We start from the raw sequence: 16,271 nt of genomic DNA on the forward strand, positions 1-16,271 counted from the left end.
TCAATTCAACTCATCAAGAGTATCGATGTAGCGAAGGCCCTTTTCCGCTAGCCGTTGGCGCATATGATAAATATCCAATCCTAACTCACCGTCAGCCAGGCGCTGGCGTTTGCCTTCTTCCAAGGTTTCACGTTTGAGTGCATTTTCCAGCACTGGCAAGGCATCGATAAATGGCACCACCACGACGCCGTCATCATCTGCGACAACGACATCGCCTGGATAAATCACCTGACCGGCACAAAGAATGGGCACATTCACCGAACCGAGCGTTTCTTTCACCGTTCCCTGGGCACAGACGGCCCGGGACCAAACGCGGAAATCCATCTCACGTAATATATGACTATCCCGGATGCCAATATCGCCAATCAGCCCGACGACACCGCGCGCTTTCAGCGACGTTGCCAGTAAGTCGCCAAAGAAACCATCGCGGCAAGGTGAGGTTGGCGCAACAACCAGCACATCACCGGGGCGACATTGCTCGACAGCCACATGGAACATCCAGTTATCACCAGGTGTTACCAGCACAGTGACCGCATTCCCCGCGATAGCTTTCCCTTGCTGAACAGGGCGGATAGCGCTATCCAGTAGCCCTTTGCGACCTTGCGCTTCATGTACTGTCGCGACACCCAATCTGCGCCATAACTCAAACTGGGAAACATCACTGCGTGGAATATTGCGCACCACAAGACCACTTTTATTAATCAGGTTCATGACAAATCCTCCGTCACGCGCGGGAAGATGCTCTGGAACCCTTCGGCATGAGTGAGCGTTTTCGCCGCAGTAATACCGATGTTACGTTTTGCCTGGAGTCCGCGCTGTAAAGCGACACGCGTGTAGTATTCCCAAAGATGCTCCTGGCCCGCCATGCATTGAATAGCCTGATACTTTTTCTCCCACACAGAGGTAATGTCCAGCAGCACATCAGGCTTCCAGTTGCACTGCTCGGGTTGGTGCGGTTCAAAACAGTAAACTGGCGGCGCGCCGATAATAGGCTCACCTGGGTGATAACCTTCAGCCTGGGCGATAATGCGTGCTTCCTGCGCCAAATGCGTTGCCAGCGGGTGGTCGTAGTTATAAGGATCGTGCAGTGAATGGCTTAGAACAAAGTGTGGCTGAACACGGCGGTAAACATCTGCCAGGCGGAATAACGAGTCTTTATCCGCGCGCAGTGGGTAATCGCCCATATCAAAAAATTCAATGCTGGCCCCCAACACATCCGCTGCCGCCATCGCTTCTTCTTTGCGTACGGCTTTGACGTTTTCTTCCGTCATCTCACCTTTACGCCATAGCTTTGCCGATTCACCGCGTTCGCCAAAAGAGAGACACACAACATGCATGTTGTAACCGCGCGACGTGTGTAATGCGATGGCACCGCCTGCTCGCCAGACGAAGTCTGCTGAATGTGCGCTGACCACTAACCCCGTTTTTGTTGCTGTATTATTTGTCATGTTGGGTTCCTTGTTGTGCGTATGAGTAAATACTGTCATGCGTTATTCAGGGCGGGTAATCAGTTTAATTGCCTGAGGTATGATTTTTATTTATGTTGTTTATTCATCGGCTCTGGATAAATGGCGAAAGCATGAAAAAAACCCTCTCCTGTGAAATGATTAATATCATGCAAATCAGAGCCTTCTGTCAGGTTGCGGCTCACGGTACCGTTTCCCGCGCGGCGGATAATTTATTTCGCACACAATCCGCAATCACCCGTTCAATTCGTGATTTAGAACACAGTTTGTCGTTAAAATTATTCGAGCGGCATGCCAGCGGAATGTTATTAACCGAATTTGGAAAATGTATTTTGCCGCGCGCACGACAAGCTATTGATGAGCTGTGCGCTATTCCGAAAATTATCGCCAACGTCAGGGGGAAAGAGATCGCCGGACGTGAACCTGCCGAACCCATCTGGCTGTATAACACCCGTCGTCTTGAAGTCTTTATGGCACTGTTTCAGGTGCATCACACCCAGACAGTGGCTGACATGTTTCATGTCAGCCAGCCTGCCGTCAGTGCTGCGTTGAAAATACTGGAAAAAGGCGCGGGTTTAGCGCTGTTCCAGCGCACGCCAAAAGGAATGATGCCAACGCGCGGAGGGCAGGAAATTGCCAGTAATATCAGTCGGACATTGAATGAATTACGCCATATTCCAGCAGATATTGCCGCCCGCCGGGGGATTTTACGCGGCACTGTACATATTGGAGCGCTGCCGCTAGGCCGTACGCGTTTGCTACCAGAAGCTATTCTCAGCCTGCTGTCGCGCTATCCGGGCGTGAACGTGATAACCAATGAAAGCGCATTCACAGCGCTGATTTCGGAATTACGTGCAGGCAATGTCGATTTTATTTTTGGGGCGCTGCGCGATGGTGTGGCGGACATCACCAACGAAGCGTTGTTTACCGAAGAGATGGTTATTCTTGCCCGACGCGATCATCCGTTATCTCGGGGTACCGTCAGCATGCAACAACTGGCTGCGGCACAATGGATTTTGCCACGCGCAGCCACGCCAGCCCGCAAACTGTTGAGCCAGGCATTTGGACAATTGGGAATTGCTGAACCCCAGCCACTAGTGGAAACAGGTGATCTGGCAATTGCACGTAATTTGTTGCTGAATTCGGAGATGATAACGGCGATCTCCAGCCACCAGCTTGAGTATGAGCTGGCAGCTGACGTACTGGTAAAATTGCCGATCGAGCTACCGAATACTCACCGTGCCATTGGGCTAACCTGGCGCCAGGGGGCGCTGCATTCTCCTGCCGCGCAGGCGTTGTTGCAGGCCATCCGTGACGTGGTGGGTAAATACCAGCCTGCACAGCAGGAAACCGAGGGTTACTCTTTCCCTGCAACGGAGTAAATCACCTGCTGATTTCGCGTTTTCTGAAAATCATCCAGTGACATACCACGCATCGCGGCATATATATGCAGGTTTGAAACGCCCGTAACGGCACCGAATTTTTCCAGCAGGAAGAAGCTCGCACCATACTGAATCAGTTTGCGCCAGTCGCGGTCTCGCAACATCTGCTGTTCCTGGTCGGTAAGCCCTTCTTGCTGGTAGAGTTGTTCCGGCTGCTGGCGATAACGGGCACGCCATTCCGGCTGGACCAATTTGTGTAAGAAGCGGTTCAGGCGCAGCGCGTCCAGGCTGCGTTGATGCGTAAAGGGATAGGTGCCTTCCAGTTGCTCCACTCCCGCCAGTTCCTGAGCAATGTGAGCACGATGGCGGGCGGCAGTATCGATGGGTAAGGTACGGGCATGGTTTTCCAGAATCAGCGTCGCGATACCGGTCATTGACGGCAAATAATAAGACTGGTGCGTTACCGTCACGTTTGCCGACAATGCGCCACGCATCACCAGCCACATAATCACTTCCGCTCCTTCCATTCCGCCTAACTGGGCATATTCCGCCACGGTCATTTGTGCCAGGCTTTCAGGATCGTTTGCCAGCGCATCAACAAACTGGGCATCCCAGTCAGGATTATTAAATCCGCAACGTTCACCGTGTACCTGATGCGACAACCCGCCTGTTGCCACCAGCGCCACAGTAAGATCTTCCGGGAAACTTTCAATTGCTCTACGCAAAGCCTGGCCAAGCTTGTAACAGCGGCGAGCGCTGGGGATAGGAAATTGCAGCACACCTATTTGCAGCGGCACCACTTGCGTCGGCCAACCACCCTGCGAAGGTAACAGCGCTGACAATGGTGAGAAGAGACCATGATCGAGCGGCTTATTCATAAAGAAGCTCATATCAAACTCATCGCTCATCAGGCTGGTGCCTATATGGCGTGAGAGTGCCGCATGGCCTTTTACCGAAGGTAAATCACGAGGGCCGCCGCCTTCATCCGCAACCTGATATTCGTCGTCGATTCCCAGCGCGAAAGTGGAGTAATGGTCGAAGAAAAACGACGTGACATGGTCGTTAAACACATACAGCAGCACATCTGGTTTTTTCTCTGCAAGCCAACGCTGCATCGGCTCAAAACTTGAGAATATAGGCTCCCATGCCTGCTCTTTTTGTTTGTTGTGGTCGACCGCGAAGCCGATGGTTGGCGTATGTGAAACGGCTAGTCCGCCAATAATTTTTGCCATGATGTCTACTCCACGTATCGTTAAATTAGGATGTTTTTATTAGATTATTTTTGGCACTGCTGCATGCAATCTGGCGCAACCCCTGCTTCAGCCACCGCTAAATCATGCAGGATGCGGCGCATCATCAATCCCGGGCGGTCCGGTGCAAAGTTAAGATCGAACTGCGGTTCACTGTCCTTGCGAACAACGTCGAGTATCCACTCAAGCGCGTCGACATCTTCGGTATAAGCCTTGGCTGACGAAACATACAAGTGCTCATCAGTGGCGGTGTTTTGTAGGTCAAAATCACGCGTACAGAACCACCAGTAATGAATGCTGCCATTGGTTTCCGGGGTGAAAATGTGCGAAATGTTAAAGCGGTAAGTGATGTCCCGGCCCGCGCCTTGCGAGGTATCAACGATACGGGCAAAGGCAACGTGCATAGCGGGCGACTGGAAACGAGCTTCTGAATAACGATCAACCGGTATTCCCGTTAACCCGGTTGGAATGGCATAGACCCCTGGCGGCGGCGAGTTTTTCAATACGCGGTCAATAATGACTACATTCCCTTCCTGCCGCACTTTCAGCTTCGAACGGGCATATTCCGGTGTGCCTATCGCACCAGGATGCAAGAACGGGAAATGCGTCTGATCGAGCAAGTTTTCGTGCATGGAAATGTAGTCAGATTTAAAGCTGAACTGGCCATTAACACTTTTCCACTCCGGGCTACTCAACCAATGCGTGTCAGGAATAGTCGCGGGGTCGGCGCTGTCGGGGTCACCCATCCAGATCCAAATCAGCGGTGCCCGTTCTACAACTTCGAAAGTTCGCACCTGCGCATTGCCCGGCACGTTGGCCATCGACGGTAAATTGACGCAACGCCCGCTCGTATTGAACTGCATCCCATGGTAACCGCAGACCAGCGTGTCACCATCCAGTTTGCCTTTTGCCAGCGGAAACGAACGGTGTGGACAGCGGTTACGTACCGCCACAGGTTCACCCGCAAGAGTGCGGTAAAGCGCAACATCCGTCCCCAGAAAGCGGCGGCTGATTATCTCGCGAGAAACTTCATTACTGAGTGCTGCAACATACCAACAATTACGGATAAGCGGCGTGCTGTGATCAGCGAATCCACCCGTGCCAAAAGTATCATCCTCAAAGGGATGTCTTGGATGATCAATAACCATATCAAATGAATGATTCATAATTTACCCTATTGCAAATCAAGCACTAAACGTTTTCCGCGTAACCGTGAGACACAGATACACATTGACTCACCAGACTGTTTTTCCTCTTCGCTGAGGTATTGATCCTGGTGCACCAGCGGCCCATCGGCAGAAATCACCGTTTGCTCACAAAGCCCGCACTCACCCCGGCGACAATCCCAAAGCACATCCACTTTTGCGGCATTCAGCGCATCAAGAATGCTGGTATTGCGGGCAATCGGAATGATGCGACCAGAGCGTTTAAGCTCAACCTCAAATGGCTGGTTTTCTGACATTACCGCTGGTGCAAAACATTCATAATGCAAATTCTCTTGCGGGAAATTGCGTTCACGAGCCGCGGCGCATACGCCGTCAATCAACGATGAAGGGCCGCAAATATAGAGGGCTGTCTCTGGTGCCAGCGTTCCCAGCAGTGCATGCAAATTAATTCGCTCGGCTTTTTGGCTGTAATGAAAACGCACACGGCCAGGGATCAGGCTGGAGATGTCATTGTGAAAAGCCATTGATGCCGCGGTACGCCCGCAGTAAAGCAATGAGAATGGCTTCTGACGTTTCATCAGGCTGCGCATCATCGAAAATATCGGCGTGATGCCTATGCCTCCGGCAATCAACAATACCGGCTGTGTGGTTCTTTCCAGTGCGAAAGCATTTACGGGCACCGAAACACGAAGCCGGCAGCCAGGTAGCAAATGCTGATGTATCCAGCAGGAGACCGTTCCCTGTGGCTCCCGCTGAACAGCAATGCGGTAAAGATGACGGGCATCGTCACTGATACCATCACCACCGAGCAAAGAGTAATGCCGGACAAACAGGCCGCCTTCATGATTATCAAGAAACAGAGTGATATGCGCGCCTGCTGTGTATTCCGGCAGCGGCGTTTTGTCTGGTGTCGCCAGCTGATACTCACGGATGGAGGGAGTGAGCTCACGAACCGCAACCACCTCCACTTCTATTTGTTTAAATGCCATCTCGTTTCTCCGCTTATTTCATTTCACGGGTCACTACCGCGAAATCACTTCCGCTTACGGTTTGCGCACGGCCATCACGATGATTAATCACCACCAACATTGCTAACAACGCCGGTAGCGCGAGAATGTAAAAGATAGCGCCAGGCCCGGCAAACAGACCGATAAGCAAACCACCCGTCGTGGTGCTGAGAATTGCCCCGGTACGACCTATTCCATGCATCCAACTAACACCCGTAGCGCGAATACCCGTTGGGTAGAACGCTGGCGCAAAGGCCTGCATGCCAGTCTGCGCACCGTTAATACATACGCCACTGATAAACACGAACAAGCCGAGCATCAACGGGGAAAAATTGAACATACCCAGCGTTAATAAACTGAGACTACCGAGCAGATAAAATGCGCCTATCACTTTCTTACGCGACATGCGATCCATCAGCGAGCCCACAATGATGCCGCCGCCAATACCACCAAGCTGGAAGACACCCGTAATTATCGCGGCATGTTGCAGGTTAATTCCGCCGTCACGCAGCACCGTTGGCAACCAGCCATTGAGCATGTAAATCACAAACAGCCCCATGAAATAGGTCAGCCACAACACAACCGTGCCCCACGCATAGCTCGGCGTGAACAGTTGTTTTACGCGTGATGATTTTTCTACGACGGGGTTAATCAGGAAAAACTGCGTTTCTGCGGTGAACGCCCCGCCCATGCGCTGCAAAGTGGCCGCGATTTTTTCTGATGGGAAATGACGAGCCACCATAAACATAGGGGATTCCGGCAAGAACCACAGCAGCAATGGTAAAAGCACCAGCGGGACAATGCCGCCAAAGATCAGCACAGATTCCCAGCCCCATGCCGGTATCATCCAGGCCGCAATGAAACCTGCAATGCCAGAGCCGATACTGAATCCGCTGTACATTAAGGTGATCATCACCCCCTGACGACGAGCAGGAATATATTCAGCGATCAGCGTGACACAATTTGGCATAGCCGCACCAAGCCCAAGACCTGTGATAAAACGCATCAACGCCAGTTCTTGTGGGGAGGAGGAAAATGCCGACAGCAGGCTAAAAAGTGCAAAAACAGCAACGGAAAGCAGCAACAAACGTTTGCGCCCATAGCGATCAGCCAGAGGCCCCGTGATCAGCGCTCCAAGCGCCACGCCAAACATGGCACAACCGAGGACAGGGCCTATCTCAGCACGGCTCAAACCCCACTTCGCCAACAGTTCCGGCACAATAAAGCCCATGATTGCGGTGTCATAGCCGTCAAACATGATGATCAGCAACCCTGCCGCCACAACCAGCCATTGATAGCCAGTAATGGGCCGTGAATCTATCCATGCTTTAACGTCTACATTATTTGAAATACTCATAACGTTGTTCGCCTGTTTTTATGATCGTGTTGCGATTACCACCACTTGAAGGGACTGGGCGGTTTGTCGTGTAGGGTCTTTTTAAGGTAAAGCAACACTGTCAGGCTCGTGGGCTGAAAAAATTTTAGAGATATGAGTTTTATTTATACTGTGAGGTTTACAACAATTTTCAATAATAAAAAAGTGAGTTGCACATGCCAGGTATAATCAAATAAATCAGATGGTTGAAGCCAGTCTCTGGCGTGAGGCCTGCATACAGAGGAATTATAGTTTTTGCGGTGAATCATGATTAACTCAGTGAATCGCGGATAACCGACGCAGCAGGTTGGTTGATGGCTGAGAATACGGAAATCTCAAAAAGTGCGTGGAACTAAAACGGGTGTGCTTACACTGGCAGCGGTTCTGCTTCTGCAGGGTCGATAAACTGGCACAGAATATGAGCCGTCGTGGTAACTGCTGGCATATTGCAGTGCGCTCAGGCCACATGAATATAATGACGGATTACCACCAAACGAAACGAAAAATCGATACTGGAAAAACTCTAAAGCGGTGGCCATTTTAGTTGACGACTTCACAGGTTCGAGCCCTGTAGGGCGTACCATTTCGATTCGAAGAGAAAAGACGCCCGAAGGCGTCTTTTTTTATGTCTGAAATTCACGGCAACAATTACTGCGCACCAATCCTCAACAACCCGTTAATTGCTTGTTCAAGATAGCTACGCGGGCACCCCAGATTGATACGGATAAAACCAGAGCCATAAGGGCCAAATCCGCTGCCCATTGAAGGCGCAATGCCGGCGATGTCCGTCATCACATGTTTTAACTGCTCATCGCTTAAACCCAGTGCACGGCAATCAATCCATACCAAATATGTGCCTTGCGCAGGAACCACTCGCAACCATGGCAAATCACGTTCTACCCTTGAAACAAACCAGTCACGGTTAGCGGCAAGATAATCGAGAAGCTCATCTAGCCATTGCTCTGAACCGTTATACGCTTCGGTCGCCGCTGCCATTGAAAGCGCATTAAATACATCAAGGCCATGGGCATTTAAGCGATCAATAAATCGCGCCTTTAAACCTGAATTGGGAATCAGGAAATTTGAAATCCGCAGCGATGAAAGGCCAAAGGTTTTACTGGCAGATGTGGCTGCAATCACTCTTGAGTGCCAGTGAGAATCAAGATGCAGCACCGATGTAAACGTCGAGCCTGGTAACAGTAAATCCGCCCAAATTTCGTCTGAAAGCACCGTAACATCGTACTTATCACATAGCGCCAAAAGCCGCGTTAACTCTTCTTTACTCCAGCAACGCCCAGTAGGATTGTGGGGATTGCACAAAATAAACAGTGGCGGGCGATATTCACTAAAAAGCATTTCAAGCTGCGCGAGATCCATCACATATCCCGCAGCCGCATCTTCTTGCAGCGGGTTTTCGAGTAGCTTTCGCTGATTAAGCTGGATTATTTTGGCAAACGATCCGTAATACGGCCCCTGAACAACGACGTTATCCCCCGCCTGACTCAGCATCTGCACCAATAGAGAAAGCCCAGGCACCACGCCTTCAATACTGCAAATCCATTCAGGTTTAATCGTAAGTTGGTGGCGGCGCTCAAACCAGCCGGTCAGCGCCGAGTAGTATTTTTCGTCCCGTTCGCTGTAACCAAACACACCGTGGTCAACACGTTTGTGGAGTGCTTCCAGCACATTAGGGGGGCATGCAAAATCGTAATCAGAAACCCACATCGGGAGTAAGTTTTCAGTGTCCATGTTCTGATAGCGGTCGATAAAATCCCATTTTACCGAGCCTGACGCGTGTCGATTAATCACCTGGTCAAAGTTTGTTTTCATCGTGCGACTCCCTGCTCTGAATTTTTTACTGATGCATTAACTTGAACCGGTGCCTTTGCAATCCCAAAACCGGTAAAGCCATAAATCAAAGCAAAGAAAATAGCGGCATAGCATTGAACGGCCCACGGCAATAAATCCAGCGTGCTCACGCCAAGTGTGGTCGCCATATACACACCAGCGGCTGTCCATGGAATCAGCGGTTCGATAACGGTGCCAGCATCCTCAATAGTACGGGACAAGTTTTTGGTATCTAATCCCATGCGGCGATAAGCATCCTGATACAGCTCCGCCGGAACCAGTAATGCCAGTTTGCCGTCGCTTGTGGCTGCCGTTACCAGAATCGTCGTGCCGATAGTGGCGGCGATCAGCTGGCCCACGCTATGAATGACCGTCAGTAAGCGATTGATAATGATGGTGAGTGCCCCGGTCAGTGTTAATGCTCCGGCAAAAGAGAAGGCACAGAAAACCAGCAAAATAGTGCTCATCATCGAGAATAAGCCACCGCGATTAAGCAGGCGCGGAACATCCGCGATCATCCCCTCCGTCCCTTGTGGGAACATGCTGATGTTAAAGCCGTCCATGAACGCATCCAGCCCCTGCTTGAGGCTTAAACCTTGCAGCCAGATCCCCAGAACGATCGCCAGTACGCAGGCAATCAGCATCAATGGAATTACCGGCTTTTTGCTGATGGCACCCCAAAGCACAATAATCGGCGGCAAAATCAAAACGATATGGAAATGATACAAGCTATCTAACGCACCAATAATGTCGGTCACACGCTGCGGAGTAGCAACCTCACCCATCATGCTGCTGTGGCCCGCCACAAGGTAAACAATCGCGGCAAGAATGAAGCTCGGAATGGTGGTGTACATCAAATGCTGGATATGCTCGAACAGCGTGGTATCCGCAACAATTGCCGCAAAGTTGGTGGAATCTGAAAGCGGCGAAATTTTATCGCCGAAATAAGCACCGGAAACAACGGCCCCGGCAGCCGCAGCCAACGGAACATCAAGCCCGGATGCCACGCCCATCAGCGCCACGCCCACGGTTCCCGCCGATCCCCATGACGTCCCGGTACACACCGAAACCACGCTGGTCAGGAAAAATGCTGCAATCAAAATGTATTGCGGGCTAATGAGCTTAAGCCCCCAATAGACCATATAAGGAATGGTGCCGCTGAACATCCAGGTACTGATAAGCCCCCCGACGCAAATCAAAATCATAATGACCGGCATCGCTTTCGCCAGTTTTGCCACGATGGAGTTAATCACATCGTCCCAGCTATATCCCTGCCAGTAAGCCAGACCTGCGGCAATGGCCGCAGAACAGAGAAGCAGTGGTTCAATGCGCAAGCCCATCAGTCCATAACCGACGATAAGCAACAGCAGCATCATGACGATAGGAAGTAAAGCCAGTCCAAAAGAGAGCGTTTTTTTCTCACTGTGTTGTTCATTCGCTTTCATAAATGTGTTCCAGGTATTGTTGGTTGGCTAAGAGTAAAAGGAACAGCGAAATGCAAATGTGATGGGCGGGATGCTGTCATGTAACCGCATACATGGGATTTATAATTATGACGTATGTCACATAAAAGCCATTGACGATCCAGTTTCACGGCTGATTTTGTATCACCGAATCTCGTTCAATAAGCTCAGCATCAAAGCGTAAAGAGCGCGGTGGAGGTGTTTCTTGCTGATACAACTGGATGGCGAGCAGCGCCGCACGCCGGGCCATGCGCTCAACCGGATAGTGCATGGTGGTTAACGCCGGGAACAGATAACGTGCCAACACAACATCATCAAACCCCACCAGCGACAATTGCTTTGGAAGCTGAATACCACGCTGATGAAGGGCACGCATCATGCCAGCCGCCATCACATCATTAAAGGTAAATGCCGCCGTAAACGGTATGCCGCTATCCAGCAATTTTTGCGCGGCCGTTTCCCCGCCCTCTTCGTTAAACGGCACGCTAATAATCCAACGTTTGTCTGGTGTAATGCCATATTCAGCCAGCGCTGCACGATATCCCTCCAGCCGCTGCCGACGGTCATCAATAGGGAGATCCGAGGTAATACATGCAATGCAACGATGACCATTTTCCAACAGATGCCGTGTCGCCTTGTGAGCGGCACTTTGGTTATCGAGCCAGACACAGCGCGGTGCAATGGAAGGAATGTAGCGGTTAACGACAATCATGGCGGGGGTGTGAGCGCTGTAGCGAATTAAATCCTGATCTGGCAGACGAGTCGCATGTACAACAATGGCTTCGCAGCCCTGGTTAATCAAAAAGTCTAAACCTGACTTTTCCAGTTCAGCCTGATGCCCACCACTGCAAACCATCAAGCGATACCCCTGATGACGGGCAACCTCTTCAACACCCCGGGCAAGTCGTGCAAAGAACGGATCGGCAAGATTACCCGTTAACAAACCCAGCATGTTGCCGCTGCGTTTGGCGAGCGCCAGTGCAGCGGCATTGCGCCGATAGTTTAATTCGCGCATCGCTTTTTCCACACGCTCCTGCGTAACAGGTTCCACGTATGAAGTTTGATTAATCACTCGGGATACTGTCGCCGTTGAAACACCCGCCAACAGCGCCACCTCTTTCATTGTCGCCATATATTCACTGTATTGAGATGAGGAACATAAATTCTTCGTGAACAACAACCCAGAACCCCGCCGAGCATATCACTAAACTGAACTACCTTTATCAGATGTACCAGGGCATGACGTGGGCAATTTCGCTGAGTTTCCCTTTTAATGGATGATGAAAAATGACTGATTCACTCCACCTTCCTCAAACATTCCCGATGCCTGAGATCCCAGGCGTGACCGTCCCCCATGGTGGCCTGCATTTCCTGCAACCTGAGTTGCTGCTGGATTTTATCAGCGTCTCTGAAAAGCCTCTGGCCTCCGTTACGCCGGTCGCGGTGCTCTACTCAACTGTTGGTGTGCGTCAGTGCATTGAGCTGAGAAAAATCCCTATCGCTATCAAGGGACGCACGGTTTATCCCATCAGCTCTTTGACTCTGCCAAGCCTGCGCGCACGGCTGATTATTAACGGGCCATTTAAGAAGCTGAAATTTCAGGGAACATTGATTGCGGCAACCGGCGAACCTTCGGTTCAAAATATGACGTTATTGGGTTTGTCACTGGAATTCACGACGGTCCAGAAAGGATAAATCCCGGAATACGGTCAAACCGCATCCGGGATAGCAGCAGATTAAACTGCGGATTCAATGGTGGATTGAGAGGTTTCTTTAGCAATGAACGTCGTATTTTCCGGCTTTACCGTTTCAATGCCGTTTGCCATGTGTTCCGGCAATGCTGCGGTCAATGCATTTAACGAGCCGCCGGAAAGCCCCACTTCCTGCAATAATGAATCAAGAATCGGGGCATGAGTGCGGTAGGAAAGCGCTGCCGATAAAGCCTGTTCGGCAAGATTGCCACCCGCAGCTGCACTTCCTGCGCCAGTGGAATTACCCGCGCCACCACGGTTCAAGCCATCCACCTGAACAATTTTAATCCCTTCAATGGCCTTCATTGGCTCTACTGATTTTTCAATAATGGCAGGCAAGGCCTGAAGCAGTGCGAGTTTGAACTTAAGGCTGGTTTGATCGCTTGAGAGCATATTGACCGCGTCGTTAAACGCGCGTTGAGCTTCCGCTTCGGCAAGGCCTTTTTTGCGAGTTGCCTCGGCTAATTCAATAATGGCGGCAGCCTGAAGTTCTGCGGCATCCTTTTCCGCCTGCGCGTTCAACGTCAACTGGACCGCTTTAGTCTCCGCTTCCTGGCTTGCCACAATCAACGCGACTTGCTTTGCACGATCCGCTTCAGCTGTTTCACGCGTGGTCACCACATTTTGCTCAGCTTTAACCGCTTCTGACAAAGCGATGTTGGCCTGAGCCTGCGCCTGTGATTGCTGCTCAGATTTTGCCGCAATCGCAATCGCTTTATCCTGCTGAGCAATTTCCGTTACGCGGGTTTGCTCGATTTCTTTAACCTGAATCTCGCGGCTGGCTTCCACTTCGCAAGTTTTCAGTACCAGCTTACTTTCTATCTCGGCTTCCTGAATCTGGCGTTCAGCCATAATTCGACTTTCTTCAGCTTCACGACGGCGCTCGGCTTCAAAAGTCGCAATTTTGGAATTTTGCTCGGCGGTGCGCGTCTTGATTTGCTGCTCTTGTTCTAAAGACATGAAAGATTCTTGCTGTTCGATTTCCAGCTTACGTGAAAGAGCATCACGGTTTTTTTCACGAACGGCCACTTCAACATCTTGCTCAACTTCATTACGTTCGCGACGACGGCGCTCTGTTTCCTGCGTCAGCTTGGTTAAACCTTCGGCATCAAACGCATTATTAGGATCGAAATACTCTTTTGATGTCTGGTTAAAGTTAGTTAATGAAACACTTTCCAGCTCGAGTCCGTTCTTGGTCAGATCTTCGGCTACCGTATTTTGCACACCCTGCACAAACTTCTCGCGGGTATCCTGCAAATCTTGCATCGTCATCTGGGAAGCCGTTGAGCGCAGCGCATCGACAAACTTATCTTCCACCAGAATGCGCAAATCTTCCGGGGATAACGTGCGTTGCCCCAGGGTCTGCGCCGCAGTAGAAATCCCTTCAACCGTGGGTTTTACGCGCACAAAAAAAGCCACCACGACATCAACGCGCATGCGGTCTTTAGTAATCAAACTGTCTTTTGAAGAACGGCTGACTTCCAGCTTTAAGGTATTCATGTTGATAAGGATAATTTCATGAAATACCGGGAGCACCAACGAACCGCCACTTAATACGACTTTTAATCCCCCAAGCCCCGTTCGAACAAAAGACTGTTCCGCAGAGGCCTTTTGATAAAGCCTTGAGAATATAAGTCCGATAATGAACAAAACAATTAAGGTCGCCCCTGCTATTACGCCCCAAAAATACAAACCATCCATTTCATTAAAAACGTTCACTATTCAGTCCTTGTAATAAATTACGCTAAGTAATATTTCGCTATAGATGCGCGGGCCACGGATTATGCACCGCGATAAATACGCTTGAAGAAACACGTGTTGTAATCAGGACTTTATCTCCTGGATTAAAAACTTCATCAGCACTTTCTGGCTGAACGAGTAAGTAATGCGTTTGGTTATACTTATCCACTAATCTGCATTGCGCAGGCGAATTAACCCGACCTTCACCGCCGGTAATAATGGCCATGCAGCCTATAAATTCTCCTTCGGAAACAGCGCTACTTTCATGCTGCGGTATGACCTTCGCAATAAAAAGGCTGCAACGCTTAACCAGGAATACTGTGAAAATCAATGCTGGAACCGCAATGACTGCCGAAGGAAAAGGGGATTTCACTACGCTCACAACAAGCCACTGAATAACAAATCCCGAGAGTGAAAAGCACGACAAAAATAAAACCAGCAGAATAAGAAAAGGAACCTTCCCTCTATTTAACCAATCAAGACCTTGTGCAAAAAGAGAATCACCAGCATCAATATGCGAAGATAAAAAATCATCTGCATGAATGGATAAGCTCATACCAAAAATCACCGCTAATAGTTCAATCAAACCAATAGCCACAACCAGGAAGAAACTCACAAGGAAAATAATATTTTCCGGAATAAAGAAAAACATGGGTTATTTCCTGGTTCGATTTTTGAAGTTTTATTTGCAGCGGATAGTATTTCAAGGCTCTGACAGGACAATATCAATCATGTAAGCGAATGTAACCAAGCCTGTAAAATAGTCCGCAAAGCCTTCGTAAATCAGGCTACCCTCCTTTTTCCGAAAATGAACTCTCTACCTCTATTCTCACCCGACATCATTATGAAAAATAAAAAATGACAAATCATTCGCTCAAAAAATAATTCAGATAATCACAAATCCCGGTTTTTATGGTACAAAGTACCAGCTATTTTTTATCATTTTCAGGGACGCGCTATGGCTGTTTCCATCGACATTATTTCCTGTATCACTGACCGTTTTGTGGAGCTGACCGCCACAGAAAAACGTATCGCGCAGTTTATTCTCGATGATGTTCAATCCGCCGCGACGCTGCCGATTGCAGAAATGGCGCGGCTTACCGATACCAGCCAGGCATCAATCACCCGCTTTGCACGCGCGATTGGCTGTAAAGATGTGCGCGAGCTGAAGGTGAAACTTGCCCAGTCATTAGCGGTTGGGCAACGCTTTATTCTTGATGTGCCAGACCTCGAAGGCGTGCAGGGAATTTACGAAACTATCATCAATGTGCTGGATATTAATCGCCGCGCACTCAATCCTGAATCGTTAAAAAAAGCGGTGGAATGGTTGAGCAACTCCCGGCAAATCCTCGCCATCGGTATGGGCGGCGGGTCAACGATTTGCGCCCAGGAAGTCCAGTATCGCCTGTTCCGCCTCGGCCTGCCGGTAGTCAGTCAGAGCGATGGGTTGTTGGTCAGAATGATGTGTTCGTCAGTCGCACCCGGCGATGTGCTGCTGGCGCTGTCGTTAGGCGGGTTTACCCCGGAGATCATCGAAAGTGCGGCCATTGCCCATCAATACGGCGCGAAAGTTATCGCCATCACGCCTGATGAAACGCCGCTCGCACAAATCGCCGACATCGTGCTGCCGCTGATTGTGCGGGAAAATGACTACATCTTTAAGCCGAGCACTTCACGCTACGCCATGTTGGCAATGATTGATGTACTGGCAACGGAGTTGGCGATGGCGAATAAAAGCCAGGCAAAAGACCGCCTGCGTCGTATCAAGCTGGCACTTGATAGCCACCGGGGTGGCGCTGACAGGCAGCCTTTAGGGGATTAAG

At 50.2% G+C, this 16,271-nt stretch carries 14 protein-coding genes; 3 read left to right on the plus strand and 11 right to left on the minus strand.

Annotation, left to right across the window (positions count from 1 at the left end; genetic code table 11):
* The gene (locus tag D6029_RS08070; protein ID WP_120064284.1) at positions 1 to 711 is read right to left on the minus strand and encodes a 4-carboxy-4-hydroxy-2-oxoadipate aldolase/oxaloacetate decarboxylase; all 711 of its coding nucleotides are present in this window, start codon (positions 709 to 711) and stop codon (positions 1 to 3) included.
* Positions 708 to 1,448 (minus strand): 4-oxalmesaconate hydratase, encoded by a 741-nt coding sequence (gene galB / locus D6029_RS08075; protein ID WP_120064285.1) that lies wholly within the window; start codon positions 1,446 to 1,448, stop codon positions 708 to 710. The genes D6029_RS08070 and galB overlap by 4 nt, the downstream gene beginning before the upstream one ends.
* A 131-nt stretch (positions 1,449 to 1,579) precedes the next feature.
* Between galB and D6029_RS08080 the strand changes: the two genes are divergently transcribed.
* Positions 1,580 to 2,848 (plus strand): LysR family transcriptional regulator, encoded by a 1,269-nt coding sequence (locus D6029_RS08080; RefSeq protein ID WP_120064286.1) that lies wholly within the window; start codon positions 1,580 to 1,582, stop codon positions 2,846 to 2,848.
* On the opposite strand, the gene D6029_RS08085 is transcribed toward D6029_RS08080, so the two are convergent.
* The 7 genes from D6029_RS08085 to D6029_RS08115 all read right to left on the minus strand — a co-directional run bounded on the left by D6029_RS08085 (position 2,824) and on the right by D6029_RS08115 (position 12,089).
* Complete coding sequence (locus D6029_RS08085) at positions 2,824 to 4,080, minus strand: gallate dioxygenase (protein WP_120064287.1); 1,257 nt, start codon at positions 4,078 to 4,080, stop codon at positions 2,824 to 2,826. The genes D6029_RS08080 and D6029_RS08085 overlap by 25 nt on opposite strands.
* A 44-nt stretch (positions 4,081 to 4,124) precedes the next feature.
* The gene (locus D6029_RS08090) at positions 4,125 to 5,264 is read right to left on the minus strand and encodes an aromatic ring-hydroxylating dioxygenase subunit alpha (RefSeq protein WP_208642675.1); all 1,140 of its coding nucleotides are present in this window, start codon (positions 5,262 to 5,264) and stop codon (positions 4,125 to 4,127) included.
* A gap of 8 nt (positions 5,265 to 5,272) precedes the next feature.
* The gene (locus D6029_RS08095; RefSeq protein ID WP_120064288.1) at positions 5,273 to 6,253 is read right to left on the minus strand and encodes a PDR/VanB family oxidoreductase; all 981 of its coding nucleotides are present in this window, start codon (positions 6,251 to 6,253) and stop codon (positions 5,273 to 5,275) included.
* Positions 6,254 to 6,266: 13 nt separating this feature from the next.
* A complete protein-coding gene (locus D6029_RS08100) occupies positions 6,267 to 7,628 on the minus strand; it encodes an MFS transporter (protein ID WP_120064289.1) in 1,362 nt (453 codons plus the stop codon).
* 666 nt (positions 7,629 to 8,294) lie between these two features.
* Positions 8,295 to 9,476, minus strand: coding sequence for a MalY/PatB family protein (locus D6029_RS08105; RefSeq protein WP_120064290.1), 1,182 nt, complete (start codon positions 9,474 to 9,476; stop codon positions 8,295 to 8,297).
* Positions 9,473 to 10,939 (minus strand): Na+/H+ antiporter NhaC, encoded by a 1,467-nt coding sequence (gene nhaC, locus D6029_RS08110; protein WP_120064291.1) that lies wholly within the window; start codon positions 10,937 to 10,939, stop codon positions 9,473 to 9,475. The genes D6029_RS08105 and nhaC overlap by 4 nt, the downstream gene beginning before the upstream one ends.
* A gap of 145 nt (positions 10,940 to 11,084) precedes the next feature.
* Positions 11,085 to 12,089, minus strand: coding sequence for a LacI family DNA-binding transcriptional regulator (locus D6029_RS08115; RefSeq protein WP_120064292.1), 1,005 nt, complete (start codon positions 12,087 to 12,089; stop codon positions 11,085 to 11,087).
* A gap of 155 nt (positions 12,090 to 12,244) precedes the next feature.
* On the opposite strand from D6029_RS08115, the gene D6029_RS08120 reads away from it, so the two are divergent.
* Positions 12,245 to 12,652: a dTDP-glucose pyrophosphorylase gene (locus D6029_RS08120; RefSeq protein ID WP_120064293.1), complete on the plus strand. Its 408-nt coding sequence runs from the start codon at positions 12,245 to 12,247 to the stop codon at positions 12,650 to 12,652.
* A 41-nt stretch (positions 12,653 to 12,693) separates the two neighbouring features.
* On the opposite strand, the gene D6029_RS08125 is transcribed toward D6029_RS08120, so the two are convergent.
* Together D6029_RS08125 and D6029_RS08130 are read right to left on the minus strand one after the other, a co-directional pair.
* Positions 12,694 to 14,409 (minus strand): flotillin family protein, encoded by a 1,716-nt coding sequence (locus D6029_RS08125; protein ID WP_120064330.1) that lies wholly within the window; start codon positions 14,407 to 14,409, stop codon positions 12,694 to 12,696.
* Between the two features lie 58 nt (positions 14,410 to 14,467).
* Positions 14,468 to 15,100, minus strand: a complete 633-nt coding sequence (locus tag D6029_RS08130) for an OB-fold-containig protein (protein WP_120064294.1) — start codon at positions 15,098 to 15,100, stop codon at positions 14,468 to 14,470.
* Positions 15,101 to 15,406: 306 nt separating this feature from the next.
* Here D6029_RS08130 and D6029_RS08135 point away from each other — a divergent pair, with 306 nt between their 5' ends.
* On the plus strand, positions 15,407 to 16,270 hold the full coding sequence (locus D6029_RS08135) for a MurR/RpiR family transcriptional regulator (protein ID WP_120064295.1): 864 nt from the start codon (positions 15,407 to 15,409) through the stop codon (positions 16,268 to 16,270).
* Position 16,271: the final 1 nt, after the last annotated feature.

The organism is Buttiauxella izardii (genome assembly GCF_003601925.1).
Classification (GTDB): Bacteria; Pseudomonadota; Gammaproteobacteria; order Enterobacterales; family Enterobacteriaceae; genus Buttiauxella; species Buttiauxella izardii.

Coding starts and splice junctions, on each gene's coding strand:
- D6029_RS08070 (WP_120064284.1), bottom strand. CDS start 711: ATGAACCTGATTAATAAAAGTGGTCTTGTGGTGCGCAATATTCCACGC.
- galB (WP_120064285.1), bottom strand. CDS start 1,448: ATGACAAATAATACAGCAACAAAAACGGGGTTAGTGGTCAGCGCACAT.
- D6029_RS08080 (WP_120064286.1), top strand. CDS start 1,580: ATGAAAAAAACCCTCTCCTGTGAAATGATTAATATCATGCAAATCAGA.
- D6029_RS08085 (WP_120064287.1), bottom strand. CDS start 4,080: ATGGCAAAAATTATTGGCGGACTAGCCGTTTCACATACGCCAACCATC.
- D6029_RS08090 (WP_208642675.1), bottom strand. CDS start 5,264: ATGAATCATTCATTTGATATGGTTATTGATCATCCAAGACATCCCTTT.
- D6029_RS08095 (WP_120064288.1), bottom strand. CDS start 6,253: ATGGCATTTAAACAAATAGAAGTGGAGGTGGTTGCGGTTCGTGAGCTC.
- D6029_RS08100 (WP_120064289.1), bottom strand. CDS start 7,628: ATGAGTATTTCAAATAATGTAGACGTTAAAGCATGGATAGATTCACGG.
- D6029_RS08105 (WP_120064290.1), bottom strand. CDS start 9,476: ATGAAAACAAACTTTGACCAGGTGATTAATCGACACGCGTCAGGCTCG.
- nhaC (WP_120064291.1), bottom strand. CDS start 10,939: ATGAAAGCGAATGAACAACACAGTGAGAAAAAAACGCTCTCTTTTGGA.
- D6029_RS08115 (WP_120064292.1), bottom strand. CDS start 12,089: ATGGCGACAATGAAAGAGGTGGCGCTGTTGGCGGGTGTTTCAACGGCG.
- D6029_RS08120 (WP_120064293.1), top strand. CDS start 12,245: ATGACTGATTCACTCCACCTTCCTCAAACATTCCCGATGCCTGAGATC.
- D6029_RS08125 (WP_120064330.1), bottom strand. CDS start 14,409: ATGGATGGTTTGTATTTTTGGGGCGTAATAGCAGGGGCGACCTTAATT.
- D6029_RS08130 (WP_120064294.1), bottom strand. CDS start 15,100: ATGTTTTTCTTTATTCCGGAAAATATTATTTTCCTTGTGAGTTTCTTC.
- D6029_RS08135 (WP_120064295.1), top strand. CDS start 15,407: ATGGCTGTTTCCATCGACATTATTTCCTGTATCACTGACCGTTTTGTG.